11 protein-coding genes and 2 pseudogenes are annotated in these 14991 nt (G+C 63.9%); 6 read left to right on the top strand and 7 right to left on the bottom strand.

All coding sequences use genetic code 11. From position 1 onward, the window contains the following. The 6 genes and pseudogenes from HU770_RS27190 to HU770_RS25995 form a co-directional block, all read right to left on the bottom strand. Window positions 1-106 (bottom strand): annotated as a pseudogene (locus tag HU770_RS27190) (transposase); the annotation flags it as partial. A gap of 111 nt (window positions 107-217) precedes the next feature. After that, window positions 218-376, bottom strand: a pseudogene (locus tag HU770_RS27185) (transposase); the annotation flags it as partial. A 97-nt stretch (window positions 377-473) separates the two neighbouring features. Next, on the bottom strand, window positions 474-2387 hold the full coding sequence (speA, locus tag HU770_RS26010) for an arginine decarboxylase (RefSeq protein WP_033703387.1): 1914 nt from the start codon (window positions 2385-2387) through the stop codon (window positions 474-476). Between the two features lie 152 nt (window positions 2388-2539). Then, the gene (locus HU770_RS26005; protein WP_186666320.1) at window positions 2540-2911 is read right to left on the bottom strand and encodes a translation initiation factor Sui1; all 372 of its coding nucleotides are present in this window, start codon (window positions 2909-2911) and stop codon (window positions 2540-2542) included. Window positions 2912-3142: 231 nt separating this feature from the next. Next, window positions 3143-3676: an NUDIX hydrolase gene (locus HU770_RS26000; RefSeq protein ID WP_033703390.1), complete on the bottom strand. Its 534-nt coding sequence runs from the start codon at window positions 3674-3676 to the stop codon at window positions 3143-3145. A 2-nt stretch (window positions 3677-3678) separates the two neighbouring features. Beyond that, entirely contained in the window at window positions 3679-4746 is a 1068-nt protein-coding gene (locus HU770_RS25995) for a DUF2333 family protein (protein ID WP_033703391.1), read from the bottom strand. 249 nt (window positions 4747-4995) lie between these two features. Here HU770_RS25995 and HU770_RS25990 point away from each other — a divergent pair, with 249 nt between their 5' ends. The 6 genes from HU770_RS25990 to accC all read left to right on the top strand — a co-directional run bounded on the left by HU770_RS25990 (window position 4996) and on the right by accC (window position 12933). Continuing rightward, entirely contained in the window at window positions 4996-6363 is a 1368-nt protein-coding gene (locus HU770_RS25990; RefSeq protein ID WP_186666318.1) for a diguanylate cyclase, read from the top strand. A 133-nt stretch (window positions 6364-6496) separates the two neighbouring features. Further along, a complete protein-coding gene (locus HU770_RS25985; protein WP_186666309.1) occupies window positions 6497-8458 on the top strand; it encodes a methyl-accepting chemotaxis protein in 1962 nt (653 codons plus the stop codon). A 130-nt stretch (window positions 8459-8588) separates the two neighbouring features. Continuing rightward, entirely contained in the window at window positions 8589-10367 is a 1779-nt protein-coding gene (locus HU770_RS25980) for a protein-disulfide reductase DsbD (RefSeq protein ID WP_186666307.1), read from the top strand. Between the two features lie 179 nt (window positions 10368-10546). Next, on the top strand, window positions 10547-10999 hold the full coding sequence (gene aroQ, locus HU770_RS25975) for a type II 3-dehydroquinate dehydratase (RefSeq protein WP_186666305.1): 453 nt from the start codon (window positions 10547-10549) through the stop codon (window positions 10997-10999). Window positions 11000-11098: 99 nt separating this feature from the next. Next, on the top strand, window positions 11099-11560 hold the full coding sequence (gene accB, locus HU770_RS25970; protein WP_033703397.1) for an acetyl-CoA carboxylase biotin carboxyl carrier protein: 462 nt from the start codon (window positions 11099-11101) through the stop codon (window positions 11558-11560). Between the two features lie 17 nt (window positions 11561-11577). Further along, on the top strand, window positions 11578-12933 hold the full coding sequence (gene accC / locus HU770_RS25965) for an acetyl-CoA carboxylase biotin carboxylase subunit (RefSeq protein ID WP_033703398.1): 1356 nt from the start codon (window positions 11578-11580) through the stop codon (window positions 12931-12933). Window positions 12934-13048: 115 nt separating this feature from the next. Here accC and HU770_RS25960 read toward each other — a convergent pair whose 3' ends face one another. Then, entirely contained in the window at window positions 13049-14902 is a 1854-nt protein-coding gene (locus tag HU770_RS25960; RefSeq protein ID WP_186666303.1) for a sigma-54-dependent Fis family transcriptional regulator, read from the bottom strand. Window positions 14903-14991 lie beyond the last annotated feature (89 nt).

The raw sequence follows: 14991 nt of genomic DNA, 5'->3' as shown, positions 1-14991 counted from the left end.
TGCAAAACAATGGATAGCGGCTGCGGGTGACAGCAGTCAGCAGGTAAAGACGACCGGGTTCGGAGACTCGGCCGATGCGTAAACGGTGATTGCCTTGGCTGTCCATGCCGTACTCCTTTGAATATTGCATTCAAAGGTAGTCATGGTGATTCAGTAGACGATGTATGGATCATTTCCGGGTGTGACCTCGGTGAGGGCTGCGCCCTCACCTGCCGACCTACAGCCACACACAATCCCAATGTGAGTACTCGCCAGCACGCTGCACCAGACCGGCACGAATGGGATTGGCGACGATGTAACGCGCTGCGGCTTTTACATCATCTTCTTTGCGTAGTGCCCGATCATGGTAACCCCGTTGCCAGCTATGCCGACGTTCTGCACCCAGCCAATGTCAGCAGGTAAAGACCGGGGGTGACCTCGGTGAGGGCTTCGCCCTCATTTCGCGACGCAAGGCCGCTAAGCGGCCCCAACGATCACGAAGACAAGTACGAAGAGCGGGTCAACCCAAGGCGCAAGGCATCAAGGTACTGGGTCCGCTCACGCGCGCTGATCTTGGCGCTGGCCACCTTGTCGCGGTAGTGAGTCATCAACTCCTCCGGCGACAAGTGCACGTAACGCAGCATGTCTTCGATGGTGTCGTGGGTCTCGATACCGGCGTGGTACACGCTGCCATCGGCGTTCTGGTAGATGTTCACCGAGTCGGTGTCACCAAACAAGTTGTGCATGTCGCCCAGGATCTCCTGGTAGGCGCCGACCAGGAACACGCCCAGCAGGTAGTCCTCACCCTCATTGAGCGCATGCACCGGCATGCTGGTCTCGATGCTCTGCTCGTCGACGTACTGGTTGATCTTGCCGTCGGAGTCACAGGTCAGGTCTTGCAGCACCGCACGACGCAGCGGCTCCTCATTCAGACGATGCAGCGGGATGATCGGCAGCACCTGGCCGATGGCCCAGGTGTCCGGCAGGCTCTGGAACACCGAGAAGTTGCAGATGTACTTGTCGGCCAGCTTGTCGTTGAGCTCGTCCAGCACCTGACGGTGCGAACGCTGGCGTGCCTTCAGCGAGTTGTGCAGGCGACGGCACACGGCGAAGTAGCACTGCTCGGCCAGGGCCTTCTCGGCCAGGCTGATCTTGCCATCGGCATACTGCGCCGCCACGTCACCCATGTAGTGGGTGGCGCGCCAGTAAGTCTCGGTGACCATCTCGATGTCGGTCGGGCCGAGCAGGTCGGCCAGCCACTGCACGGTCTGCGGCAGGGCCTCTTTGTTCTCGATGGTCGGCACGTCGTCGTTGTGTTTCTCGACGTCGGTCACCTGGATCACCAGCATGGCGTGGTGCGCGGTCAGCGAACGGCCGCTCTCGGAGAAGATGTGCGGGTGCGGCAGGCCCTGCGCGTCGCAGAACTCCTTGAGCATGCCCACCACCACGCCGGCGTAGTCATCCATGTCGTAGTTGATGGAACTGGCATTGCGCGAGTGGGTGCCGTCGTAGTCCACACCCAGGCCACCGCCGACGTCGATGTGATCGACCGGCAGGCCCAACGCACGCAGCTCGCCGTAGTAACGGATGGCTTCCTTGAAGCCGTGCTGGTAGTCGGCCAGGTTGGCGATCTGCGAGCCCATGTGGAAGTGCAGCAGGCGGATGCCCTGGTCCAGGCCGGCATCGCGGAAGCGTTGCACCACCGAAATCAGCTGGGCGGCAGACAACCCGAACTTGGACTTCTCGCCACCGGTGTCCGCCCACTTGCTCGAAGCCAGCGAAGACAGGCGCACACGCAAGCCCACCTGCGGCTTCACCTTCAGCTCGGCGGCCTCCTCGATCACCAGGGCGACCTCGGACTCCTTCTCGATGACGATGAACACGTTGTGGCCCAGCTTCTGGCCCATCAGCGCCAAGCGAATGAATTCGCGGTCCTTGTAACCGTTGCAGACGATGGTGCCGCCCTTCGGCGCCAGCGCCAGCACCGCCAGCAGCTCAGGCTTGGAGCCGGCCTCAAGGCCGATCGAGACATTCTGGGTGGCGATGATGTTTTCCACCACCGCTTCCTGCTGGTTGACCTTGATCGGGTACAGCGCGGTGTACTGGCTCTGGTACTCCAGGCGCGCGATGTTGGCGTCGAACGCACCGGTCAGCTGGCGTACGCGGTCTTGCAGGATATCGGGGAAGCGCACCAGCAACGGCAACGACAGGCCGCTCTGGCGCAGCTCGTCGACCTGCTCGAACAGGTCGATCGGCGCGCTCTGGGGGCCATTGGGGCGCACTTCGACGCGCCCGGCTTCATTGATGGCGAAATAACCAGCGCCCCAATGGCGGATGCCGTAAACACTGCGGCTGTCGGCCACGGTCCATTGGCTACCATCGTCTTTGCGTGTGCGTCGTACGGACATTCAAGTCCCCTATAGATAAGTCGAAGACACTGCCCCAACAAAAGGGCCGGCGCAGTGTAAAAGCTGAAAATGACGGTTCGTCCGGTTCAGGGGTTGACCCTGCCAACAGGAACGAGTTTAGAAAGCACTGGGCAAAAAATCGCGCGCTGGCCTCAGCCGCCGGACTTTTTAGCTTTGAAACCCTGTTTGGTCAGCTCGCCGATCAACAGCTCGACATGGTCGCCCTGAATCTCGATAACCCCGTCCTTCAAGGCGCCACCAGTACCGCAGCGGCGCTTGAGCGTGGTGGCCAGCTCCTTGAGCTGATCGAGGGGCAGCGGCACGCCGGTGACAGTGGTCACGGTCTTGCCACCGCGGCCTTTGCTTTCACGGCGCACACGGGCAATACCATCCCCCTCGGGGACGATGTGCTGCTTGCAGGTGCAGGCATCCACCGGCTGGCCACAGTCGGGGCAGTGCCGACCGGCATCGGTGGAGTAAACGAGACCGCCAAGGGCGGCGAAGGAAGAAGCTTTCTTGGCCACTTTTGTTCCTCTGTGCTGAGGACAAAAACTGGTCGGCGGGAGCCGACCGCGAAGCCCCACTCTGGCAGGGGCGGCGCTACTGCCGCAAGATCCTGCGGCAGCCCGAAAAGGGCGCGCAGTGTAACGATAAATCGGGGGCTTGTGTAGGAGCGGGTTTACCCGCGAACAAGGGCGTAGCCCTTGCCATGAAACGCAGGTGTCTGGGACGGCCTCTTGCGGCTAAACCCGCACCTACAGACTGGCTCTATACCGCTGCAACGCCGCCAACGAGTCCGGGCAATACGGCATGCCCAGGCTTTCTGCCTGGGCCTGCTCCAGGCTGATGAACCGCGCCTCGCTCACCTCCTCCGGCTGCAAGCGCAAAGGCGCATCGGACACCGCCGAATACACCGCACACCACAAGCGGTTATCAGGCTGGTCGAAGTAGAAGCGCTCATGAAAGCGCAACGCAACGCCATCGACACCCAGCTCTTCGGCCAATTCCCGGGCTGCCGATTCGGCATACCCCTCGCCCGCCGTCACCATGCCGCCTGCAGCTACATCCCAGTACCCAGGGTACAGCGCCTTGCTCAAAGTACGCCGGTGCACGCACAACTCACCGGCGCCATTGAACAGCAAGATGAACGTGCAACGGCCGATCAGGCCGCGCTCACGCAGCTCAGCCCTGGGCAGGGCACCCAGTACCTGATCGGCCTCGTCGACCCAGGCGACCAGCTCACGGTCGGAAGCCGCCCGGTGGGCGGCCTCCTTGGTGCTGATGACCACGATCAGCCCTGCGACAGCAGCTGACGCAGGTCGATGACCGCAGCGTTGGCGCGGGAGATGTAGTTGGCCATGACCAGCGAGTGGTTGGCCCACATGCCAAAGCCGCTGCCATTCAGCACCATCGGGCTCCACAGCGCTTCCTGCGAGGCTTCCAGCTCACGGATGATCTGGCGCACGCTAACGGTGGCGTTCTTCTTCGCCAGCACGTCGGCGAAGTCGACCTCGATGGCACGCAGCAGGTGAGACAGCGCCCAGGCTTGACCACGGGCCTCATAGAACACGTTGTCGATCTGCAGCCATGGGGTTTCGACCACCTCCTCGTCAACCTGCGGCGCCTGGCCAGGTTGCACCGACTCGGTCTTCAGGGTGGTGTTGAGCTTGACCCGGCCAACGCTGGCCGAAAGGCGCTGCGACAGCGAACCCAGGCGGGTGGCCACATCGCCCAGCCAGTTATTCAGGTTGTCGGCACGGGTGTAGAAGATCGCGCCTTTGTCGCCAGCGGCGAGGCGGGTCTGGTAGCGGTTGAGCGACTTGATGCCTTCTTCGAATTCCGACTCGCTCGACGGCAGGATCCAGCTCTTGTTGTCGAAGTTGAAGCGCGGCTCGGCCTTGGCCAGGTCGGCGTCTTCGGTGGACTGCGACTGCGAACGGGCGAAGTCCTTGCGCAGGGCACGGGACAGGTCGCGGACCTGAACCAGCACGCCGTATTCCCAGCTCGGCATGTTGTCCATCCACAGCCCCGGCGGGAAGCGGTCGTTGGAGATGTAACCGCCCGGCTTGTTCAGCAGGGTACCGGCGACAGTCTTGAGGGTTTCGATGGTGGTGTAGCCGACCACCATCTGCTGGCCATTGCGCTCGGCCGCGGTCTGGGCGTTCTGCTGCACCGGGAACAGCTCCGGCTCCTGGCTCCAGTACCAACCCAGGCCGATGCAGACCAACAGGTACAGGCCGATCAGGGTACCCAGAGCACGGCTCCAGAGCCCGCCCAGGTAGCTACGGGCGGCGGCGCCACGGCCATCAACACGCTCGCGGGGTTCGGCTTTGGCCTCGCGGTTTTTCCAGTCCAGCATGGCATTGTCCTTAATCAGTCTCGACGGTTCAGGGGCTTTGACCACAGGCGTGCGCCAGGGTGCCACGGCAAGCCCGCGTCGCTGCACTATAAAGCAGACACTGCCGTACGCATAAGCGACCAGTGGGTCGGTAACTGAATATTCGTTCTAAACCCTTTGTTGATGGAGGGCACTCACCCAAAGGTAAAGAGCTGCTAGCATAGAGCCATCATCGAACCTGCATACCACCCACCCAAAAGTAGCCAGGACATGAGCCAAGCAGTCGATCCGAGCCAGCAGTGCCCCGCCCAGCACCTGTCGCGTACCGGCCTGCGCAAGGATGACCCGCTCAACCAGGTGCCGCTGCCCCTGCGCAAGCCGGTGTACATCCTTTTGCAGGACCACGAGCGTGCCCAGCGCCTGGCCCAACAGCTGGAGTTCTTCGGCCTTGGCGTGCAGCCCCTGTTCAGTGCCGATGCCTTCCACGCATCGCTCAGTGAATGCCCGCCTTCGGCCATCGTCATGGACGTGGACTTCACCGGTAGCGGCCAGGGCCTGCTCCTGGCAGCCCAAGCTCAGGCCCAGGCCCAGCAGGGTTTGCCGCAGCCCATTCCGCTGCTGTTCTTCAGCCATCACGAAACCGATACCCCTACCCGCCTGGCGGCGGTGCGCGCCGGCGGCAAGGAGTTCCTCACCGGCACGCTGGAAGCCTCCAGCCTGCTGGAAAAGGTCGAACTGCTGACCAGCGCGACCCCGCACGACCCGTTGCGGGTATTGATCATCGACGACTCGCGCACCCAGGCCCTGCACACCGAGCGCGTGCTCGCCAGCGCGGGCATGATCACCCGCAGCCTGACCGACCCGATCCGCACCATGGCGGAACTGGCCGACTTCCAGCCCGACCTGATCATCCTCGACCTCTACATGCCGGCCTGCACCGGCCCGGAGCTGGCCAAGGTGATCCGCCACAATGACCGCTACGTCAGTGTGCCGATCATCTACCTGTCGGCCGAGGACGACCTGGACAAGCAGCTCGATGCCATGAGCGAGGGCGGCGATGACTTCCTGACCAAGCCGTTTCGCTCGCGCCACCTGATCACCACCGTGCGCAACCGCGCCGCCCGAGCCCGCCACCTCAAGTCACGCATGGTCCGCGACAGCCTCACCGGGCTGTACAACCACACCCACATCCTGCAATTGCTCGAAGACTGTAGCTACCGCGCCCGGCGCGAGCAGCAGCCGCTGAGCTTCGCCATGCTCGATATCGACCGTTTCAAGCAGATCAACGACCGCCACGGGCACCCGATGGGCGACCGGGTGATCAAGAGCCTGGCACTGTTCCTCAAGCAACGGCTGCGCAAGACCGATTTCATTGGCCGGTATGGTGGCGAAGAGTTCGCCATCGTCATGCCCAATACCGCACTGGATGCCGCGCACAAGGTGCTGGACGAGATCCGGCGGCGGTTTGCCGAAATTCTTTATCCGGCGCAGCCGCGTGACCTGAACTGCACGTTCAGCGCAGGCGTGGTGCAACTGGACGATGAGCTGGATGCGCTGACCATGGCCAGTGCGGCTGACGAGGCGTTGTACCGGGCCAAGCATGCGGGGCGTAACTGCGTGGTGCGGGTCGAACCCTAGGCCTTTGCAGGGGCCGATAAAGGCCAAATGCCATCTATTTCTCACAGCGAGCCCCAGCCGTCATCACTGCGTAACAAAACCGCAATAACTTCAGGCGCTTACTTCTCCCACTCCCCGCAGGAAGTTCGCGGCTATGCGCCTGAAGTGGCTGACCAATTTCAACACCCTGTTGCTGGTGACCGTCTGCATCGCCCTGGGCGCGACCCTGTGGTGGTCGCAGCGTGCCCTGGAGCGCCCCTATCAGATGATGGAGCGCTACCTGGGCCTGTCCCAGCAGTTCCAGAACCAGGCTGCGCGCAACATCCAGGCCTACCTGGGCAGCGGTGACGCCTTGCGCCACGCCGCCGCCATGGAGGCCAACCAGCAGTTGCAAGCGGCTTTGGCCGAATGGCCCGAGGCGTTGGCCGGCACACTGCGCCCCAGCCTCGACAGCCTGCAGGCCTTTACCGCCGACGAACTGCTGGCGGCCGGCAAGCTGGCCGGTGACCCGCAAGCGCTGCTGTTGCAGGCCGAGCGCGAACTGGGGGCCAACTTCGAACAGTTGGCCGGCTACGCCCGGGACAGCAGCAGTGCCGAGGCCGACCGCTACCTGCTGCCGCTACTCGACGCCACCGTGCACCTCGGGCGCCTGTCGCTGGCCCGCGACAAGCTGGTCAGCAGTGGCCGCCCTGAACTGGCCGATGAAGTGGAGCGCGAACTGCAACTGATCCGCGCCCAGGCCCAGGCCATCGACAGCCTGCCGTTGCTTGGCGTGACCCGAGCGGCCGAGTCCAATGCCGACGATTTCGCCGCCATGATGGGCCTGCAGACCCAAGCCAGCGAGCAGCAGGAAGACATCGCCGTCGGCCTCAAGCGCGAACTGCTAAGCCTGCTCAATCGCTACCCGGCCGAACTGCAACGCACCCGCGAGCAGATCGAACGCCGCGCCGCCCTGGCCGCCAGCGCGGGCCAGCGCCTGGAAGCGGTGCAACAGGCCATCGCCGGGCTTGAGCCGCAGGTCCGCGGCGAGCATGCCCGGATCGCCGCCGAAGTGCGTATCAGCCAAGGCCTGATGATCGGCCTGATCCTGCTGATCGCCCTGCTCATCGACACCCTGCAGCGGCGCTTGGCGCGAACCCTGACCAGCCTGGCTCCGGCCCTCTCGCAATGGGCCGAGGGCGATTTCGCCGAACCCATCGCCCTGGGCAAGACCAACCGCGAGCTGCACGACATACAGGAATCGCTCAACCGCCTGCGCCAGTACCTCGTGGCCCTGGTCGGCACCCTGCGCCACAACGCCGAGCAGGTGGCCGGCAGCAGCCACGCCCTGGCCGGCATGAGTGCCGCCCTGCACGACGGGGCCGAGCGCCAGGCCGGCGATACGGGGCAGATCCGCGACGCGCTCGCTGAACTGGAGGCCACCATCCAGCAAGTGGCCGGCGATGCCAGCGCCGCCGCCGACGCCAGCCATGATGCGGGGCGTGCGGTGGAACGCGGCCAGGCGGTGATCGGCCAGAGCTTGTCCGGTTTGCGTGAGCTGGTCGACGAGGTGCAGGGCAATGCCCGCATGATCGAACAGTTGGCCGAAGAGTCTGCCACCATTGGTGGTGTGTTGACGGTGATTCGCTCGATTGCCGAGCAGACCAACCTGCTGGCCCTCAACGCCGCGATCGAAGCTGCGCGCGCCGGCGAAATGGGCCGCGGCTTTGCCGTGGTGGCTGACGAAGTGCGCTCCCTGGCACAACGCACCACCGGTGCGACGGGCGAGATCCAGGCGCTGATCGACCGCTTGCAGCAGGCGGCCAAGGGCTCGGTGGCGGGCATGCGGGCGCAACTCGAACATGCCGAGGCCACTGCCAGCCAGGCCCAGGCCGCTGACGGCGCGCTGGACGAAATTGTCCGCGCCATTGGCACCATTGCCGATACCGCAGTGCGCATTGCCGATGTCACGGCTCAGCAGAGCGGCGCGGTGAGCGAGATTCGCGACCATAGCGAGCGGATTCATGCGTTGGGTGAGGACAATTTGCAGCGCATTGGCGAGGGGCGCGAGCAAGGCGAGCAATTGCTGAACCTGGGCAGCGAGCTGAGCACGGCTGTGCGTGCGTTCAGGGTCTGATCGTCTGCCTGTGGGGCCGGTACAGGCGATACAAGCAACAGCGGCCATGTGTCGCTCGCCCAGACGCCACACGCCAAATCCAGACCAACTCCGTTATCATGCCCAGCACGTTCCACCTCGCGAGTCCGCCATGCGCCGCCTGTTTCTCCTGCTGTTCCTGCTGCTGGCCAGCCCTGCCTTCGCTACGGGCCTGCTCGACAACCGCCCAAGCGCCACCCTCGGCGCCGCTTCCTTGTCCAACGCCGCAGATTTCCTGCCCGTTCACGAAGCATTCAAGCTCAGCCTGATCCAGGCCGACGCCCAGCACATCAAACTGCGCTTCGTCGCCACCGACGGCTACTACCTTTACCGCCACCGTTTCCAGTTCCGCACGGAACCGGCCGACGTGGCCCTGGGCACGCCCAACATCCCCAAGGGCGAAGCCAAGCACGACGAATTCTTCGGTGACGTCGAGGTGTATCACGGTGTGCTCGACATCGAACTACCCCGCACCGACTCACGCGCGTTTACCCTGTTGGTGGGTTACCAGGGGTGCGCCGACAAGGGCCTGTGCTACCCGCCGGAAACCGAGCGCCTGAGCATCGACGGCGAAGGCGGTGCCGCCGCTGTTGCGCCGGCGGCCGGTGAACAGGGCTGGAACTGGAAATCGCTGTTGCTGTTCTTCATCGCCGGCGTCGGCCTGACCTTCACCCCCTGCGTACTGCCGATGCTGCCGATTCTCTCGGGCGTGGTCCTGCGCGGCCAGGTCGGTGGGCTGCGCGGGCTGGCGCTGTCACTGGCGTACATCCTGCCGATGGCGGTCAGCTTCGCGGCACTGGGCGCGCTGATGGGCCTGTTCGGTGCCGGCCTCAACCTGCAGGCGCGCCTGCAGTCAGCTTGGCTGCTGGTGCCCTTCGCGCTGTTTTTCGTGGTGTTCGCCCTGGCCATGTTCGGCCTGTTCGAGCTCAAGCTGCCGCAAGCCTTGAGCAACCGCCTCGACAACGTCGCCAGCCGCACCAAGGGTGGCTCGTTGCTCGGCGCAGCGGTGCTGGGCGTACTTTCCAGCCTGCTGGTGTCGCCCTGTGTGTCGGCACCGCTGGCCGGTGCCCTGCTCTATATCAGCGCCAGTGGTGATGCCTTGGGCGGTGCGCTCAAGCTGTTCGCCCTGGGCCTTGGCATGGGTGCGCCGCTGCTGCTGGTGGCCACCGGCGGCGCGGCCTGGCTGCCGAAGAGCGGCCCGTGGCTGAACACGGTGAAAAACGCCATCGGTGTGCTGCTGCTGGGCCTGGCCATCGGCCTGCTCAGCCGCGTACTGCCCGGGCCGCTGACCTTGCTGCTGGTCGGCTTCCTGGCCGGCGGTGTGGCGGTGTTCCTCGGCGCCGTGGAGTTCGTTATCAAAACCCCGCGCCAGCGCCTGGCACAACTGCTGGGCCTGGCCTTGCTGGTGTACGCCCTGGCCTGCTGGTACGGGGCGCTCAATGGCCAGGGCGACCCGCTGCGCCCCTTGCCGGCGCCCGGCGTGGCTGCTGGCAGTGCTGGCCCTACCGCCCCCGCAGATGCCTGGCAGACCATCACTACCCCCGCCGCGCTGGACGCCGCCCTGGCCCAGGCCAAGGCCGCCGGCCAGCCGGTGCTGCTCGACTGGTACGCCGACTGGTGCATCAGCTGCAAGGTGATCGAGCACGAAGTGCTCAACGCCGCGCAGGTCCAAGCGCAGCTGGGCGCGTTCAAGCTGCTGCGCTTCGACATCACCGACAGCAATGCCGAGCAGCGCACCCTGCTCGATCGCTACCAACTGTTCGGCCCGCCCGCGCTGCTGTTCTTTGCAGCGAACGGCAGCGAAATGACCAGCGATCGGGTCATTGGCGAGATAAACGCCGGCGATTTTGCCGAGGTTCTGGCGCGCGTGCGCGGCAAACTCGGTCTATAACTTCCGGCGGGCCGCAGAAAATCCTCTGCACAGTGACCGGATTTAATCATCCGGTCACATACTTCGCGCGAATCTCGGACATCGTGCTGGCTATTGCCGGGAACTGGACACTTGCCGTCGCTTTGCGGCACACTCGCCGCGCTGTGTCGAATTGCCCTACAAATCCAAGGAATCCGCAGATGGCTACGCTACTGGTGCTTCACGGCCCCAACCTCAACCTGCTCGGTACCCGCGAGCCGGGCCACTACGGCGCCGTGACCCTGGCCCAGATCAACCAGGACCTGGAGCAACGTGCCCGCGCCGCAGGCCACCATCTGCAATACCTGCAGAGCAATGCCGAATACGAACTGATCGACCGTATTCACGCCGCACGCAACGAGGGTGTGGACTTCATCCTGATCAATCCGGCTGCTTTCACCCACACAAGTGTCGCATTACGTGACGCATTGCTTGCGGTGAGCATCCCATTCATCGAAGTGCACCTGTCCAACGTGCACAAACGCGAAGCGTTCCGCCACCACTCCTACTTTTCCGATGTGGCCGTAGGGGTGATTTGCGGCCTGGGCGCCAGCGGTTATCGCATGGCCCTGGAGTCCGCGCTGGAACAACTGGCTGCCAACGCACAGCCCTGATGACAGAGACCCTGGCCTAAGTGGGCCGGGGTTTGAGAGAAACGTTCTAGACACGTTTTCAATTACGCCCCCTGACCGAACCTTGGGAGTTGATGATTAATGGATATCCGTAAAGTCAAGAAACTGATCGAACTGCTGGAAGAGTCTGGCATCGACGAACTGGAGATCAAGGAAGGCGAAGAGTCGGTCCGTATCAGCCGTCACAGCAAGACCCCAGCAGCTCAGCAGTTCTACGCACCGGCCCCGATGGCTGCCGCACCTGTAGCTGCCCCGGCCGCTGCCGCTGCTGCTGCCCCGGTCGCCGAAGCCGCTGCCCCGGCCCTGAAAGGCACCGTGGTGCGTTCGCCGATGGTTGGTACCTTCTACCGCAAACCATCGCCAACCTCGCCGAACTTCGCTGAAGTTGGCCAGTCGGTGAAAAAGGGCGACACCCTGTGCATCGTCGAAGCCATGAAGATGATGAACCACATCGAAGCCGAGTTCGGCGGTGTCATCGACGCCATCCTGGTAGAAGACGGCCAGCCGGTTGAGTTTGACCAGCCGCTGTTCACCATCGTTTGAACCGCGGAGAGCCAACGATGTCTGCGAAGCTCGAAAAAGTCCTGATCGCCAACCGCGGGGAAATTGCCCTGCGGATCCTGCGTGCCTGCAAAGAGCTGGGCATCAAGACCGTCGCCGTGCACTCCACGGCTGACCGCGAACTGATGCACCTGGGTCTTGCAGACGAGTCGGTCTGCATCGGTCCTGCGCCCTCCAAAGGTTCCTACCTGCACATCCCGGCGATCATCGCTGCCGCCGAAGTCACTGGCGCCACCGCGATCCACCCGGGCTACGGCTTCCTGGCTGAAAACGCCGACTTTGCCGAGCAGGTAGAAAAATCCGGTTTCGCCTTCATCGGCCCGAAAGCTGACACCATTCGCCTGATGGGCGACAAGGTTTCGGCCAAGGACGCGATGATCAAGTCGGGCGTTCCGACCGTACCGGGCTCTGATGGCCCGCTGCCGGAAGACGAAGAAGTCGCCCTGGCAATCGCCCGTGACGTCGGCTACCCGGTGATCATCAAGGCCGCCGGTGGCGGTGGTGGTCGCGGCATGCGTGTGGTGCACAAGGAAGAGGACCTGATTTCCTCGGCCAAGCTGACCCGTACCGAAGCCGGTGCTGCGTTTGGCAACCCGATGGTCTACCTGGAGAAGTTCCTGACCAACCCACGTCACGTGGAAGTTCAGGTACTGTCCGACGGCCAGGGCAACGCCATCCACCTGGGCGACCGTGACTGCTCGCTGCAGCGCCGTCACCAGAAGGTACTGGAAGAAGCGCCGGCACCGGGCATCGACGAGAAGGCCCGTCAGGAAGTCTTCAAGCGTTGCGTCGATGCGTGCATCGAAATCGGCTACCGCGGTGCGGGTACTTTCGAGTTCCTGTACGAGAACGGCAACTTCTACTTCATCGAGATGAACACCCGCGTACAGGTTGAGCATCCGGTGTCGGAAATGGTCACTGGCATCGACATCGTCAAGGAGATGCTGAGCATCGCCGCTGGCAACAAGCTGTCGTTCCGCCAGGAAGACGTGGTGATCCGTGGTCACTCCCTGGAGTGCCGGATCAACGCCGAAGACCCGAAGAAGTTCATCCCGAGCCCAGGCACGGTCAAGCACTTCCACGCACCGGGTGGCAACGGCGTTCGCGTCGATTCGCACCTGTACAGCGGTTATTCGGTTCCACCGAACTACGACTCGCTGATCGGCAAGCTGATCACCTACGGCAAGGACCGCGAAGAAGCCATGGCGCGCATGCGCAATGCGCTGGACGAGATCGTCGTCGACGGCATCAAGACCAACATCCCACTGCACCGCGACCTGGTGCGTGATGAAGGTTTCTGCAAAGGCGGCGTCAACATTCATTACCTCGAGCACAAACTGGCTAGCCAGGAGTGATTGTGTAGTGTGATGTGATGAAAACCCCGGACTTGTTCCGGGGTTTTTTATTGGCTGCAGGAAGTAGGTGATGCTGATAGGTGCATGCCTTGAGGGGTGTGTTGCCTATGAGATCTCACCCTTTCATCCGCGGCATCTCGATACGATGCTCATGCACCCGCCGATACAACGTCGCCCGCGAAATCCCCAACGCCCGCGCCGCATCCGCCGGCTTCCAGCGATGCCGGATCAAGGCATCGAGCAACAGCTGCCGCGCCGGGCTGGAAAGGCCACGGTCGCCAGAGGGCAACGCATCGCCACGCACCTCCTGCGGCAAATCCTCAAGCGTGACCCAGCCGCCTTCACTCACCGCACAGGCATAGCGCAACACCTGGCGAAGCTGGCGCAAGTTGCCCGGCCAGCGATACAGCAACAGCGCCTGCAATGCATCATCCGCCAGCATCACCTCGACACCGCACGCCTCCGCTTCCTCGGCCAACAACTGATGAACCAACCCCAACCGGTCCTCCCGATCCCGCAGCGGCGGTAACTCGAACCTGGCGTTGGCCAGGCGGAAATACAGGTCCTCGCGAAAACGCCCGTCCGCCACCATCGCCGCCAGATCCCGGTGCGTCGCGCAGATCACCTGGATATCCACCCGCTCACGCCGCGCAGCCCCCAGTGGCGCCACCTCGCCCTCGGCCAGCACACGCAGCAGGCGGGTCTGCAGATTCAGCGGCATGTCGCCGATCTCGTCGAGGAACAACGTGCCGCCATCAGCCTGCTGCAAAAGCCCCTGCATGCCTTTGCTGGAAGCCCCGGTGAACGCCCCGGCCACATAACCGAACAGCTCGCTCTCGATCAGGCTCTCGGGGATGGCTGCGCAGTTCAGCGTGACGAAGGGCCCTTCACGCCGCAGGCTTTGCTGGTGCAACTGACGGGCGAAAACCTCTTTGCCGGCGCCTGTCTCACCCTGCACCAGCACCGCCAGGTTGCAGTCCTTGACCCGCGTGGCCAGGCGCAAGTGCTGCTCGATGCGCGCATCCTGCGCCTGGCGCAACCGCTGCGCTTGCGGGCGCCGTTGCGGTGCGCTGACCCGGCCATACAGCTCGCCCCAGCCAGGCAGGCGTTGCGCCGAGGCCTCGTTGATGCAGCGCAGTTGGCCCGGGTCGAACAATTCGCCGATATGCTCGGGCAAGCGGCCCAGGCGCTCCACCAGCCGCTGGCGGGCCAGGCTGTTGAGCGCCTGCAGACGGCCGTCGGCATCCCAGGCCAGCAGGTAATCCGGCTGGCTCTCGACGTAGCCCGGTGTGCCATGCGCACGCATGACCCAATGGCCCTGGGCGCTGTGCATGAAAAACGCGTTTTCGATCTCGCGCGCAGTCTGCTCGACCAACTGCCGGATCAGGTGCTGGCTGCGGCGATCATCCGGGGACTGCAAGGCGGACACATCCACCACGCCAAGCAGCTCGCCGAGCGGGTCGAACACCGGCGCCGCGGTGCAGGTCAGGCCGATGAAGGCGGCGCGAAAGTGATCGCGCTTGTGCACCGTGACCGGCGCCTTGCTGGTCAGCACCGCCGCCACCCCACAGGTGCCCTCCTCGCCCTCCGACCAGCACGTGCCGAGGTACAGCCCGGCCTTGCGGCAGTCGTTGCGGATGGCCGACTCGACCCGGTAATCGATGGTCTGCCCTTGGGCATCGGTAAGCAGTACGCAATAGTCGGCGCCGCGCACCCGTTCATGCAGCCGCGCCACCGCATCGCTGGCGATGCGCAAGAACAGCTCGGCGCGTTCGCGGCATTCGTTGAGCAGGCTTTGGGAAAGGATACGTGGCCCCTGCTGCGAGCCTGGATCGAGGCGATACAGGTCCATGGAGCGGCGCCAGGAGTCGAGGATCAGCGGCGGCACCGGCGCCTGGGGCAGGCGATCGGCGTTTTTCAGCACCCGGCTGACGCAGTCGACATGGGCTCGGGAGTTCGCGGCAAGCATTCAGGCCCTCCGGTTCTCGTTGCTGTTTTTGTCGTTGTGCGGCCATTAAGCGCTTCCAGGCATGCCCCGACAAGCACTGTGTGATTACC

Source organism: Pseudomonas sp. SWRI68 (genome assembly GCF_014269165.1).
Classification (GTDB): Bacteria; Pseudomonadota; Gammaproteobacteria; order Pseudomonadales; family Pseudomonadaceae; genus Aquipseudomonas; species Aquipseudomonas capeferrum.
The sequence above is the reverse complement of the archived record's forward strand: the minus strand, read 5'-3'. Positions and strand labels throughout refer to the sequence as shown.

Excerpts from the sequence above, each read along its gene's own strand:
- speA (WP_033703387.1), bottom strand. The coding sequence starts at position 2,387 with ATGTCCGTACGACGCACACGCAAAGACGATGGTAGCCAATGGACCGTG.
- HU770_RS25995 (WP_033703391.1), bottom strand. The coding sequence starts at position 4,746 with ATGCTGGACTGGAAAAACCGCGAGGCCAAAGCCGAACCCCGCGAGCGT.
- HU770_RS25990 (WP_186666318.1), top strand. The coding sequence starts at position 4,996 with ATGAGCCAAGCAGTCGATCCGAGCCAGCAGTGCCCCGCCCAGCACCTG.
- HU770_RS25985 (WP_186666309.1), top strand. The coding sequence starts at position 6,497 with ATGCGCCTGAAGTGGCTGACCAATTTCAACACCCTGTTGCTGGTGACC.
- HU770_RS25980 (WP_186666307.1), top strand. The coding sequence starts at position 8,589 with ATGCGCCGCCTGTTTCTCCTGCTGTTCCTGCTGCTGGCCAGCCCTGCC.
- aroQ (WP_186666305.1), top strand. The coding sequence starts at position 10,547 with ATGGCTACGCTACTGGTGCTTCACGGCCCCAACCTCAACCTGCTCGGT.
- accB (WP_033703397.1), top strand. The coding sequence starts at position 11,099 with ATGGATATCCGTAAAGTCAAGAAACTGATCGAACTGCTGGAAGAGTCT.
- accC (WP_033703398.1), top strand. The coding sequence starts at position 11,578 with ATGTCTGCGAAGCTCGAAAAAGTCCTGATCGCCAACCGCGGGGAAATT.
- HU770_RS25960 (WP_186666303.1), bottom strand. The coding sequence starts at position 14,902 with ATGCTTGCCGCGAACTCCCGAGCCCATGTCGACTGCGTCAGCCGGGTG.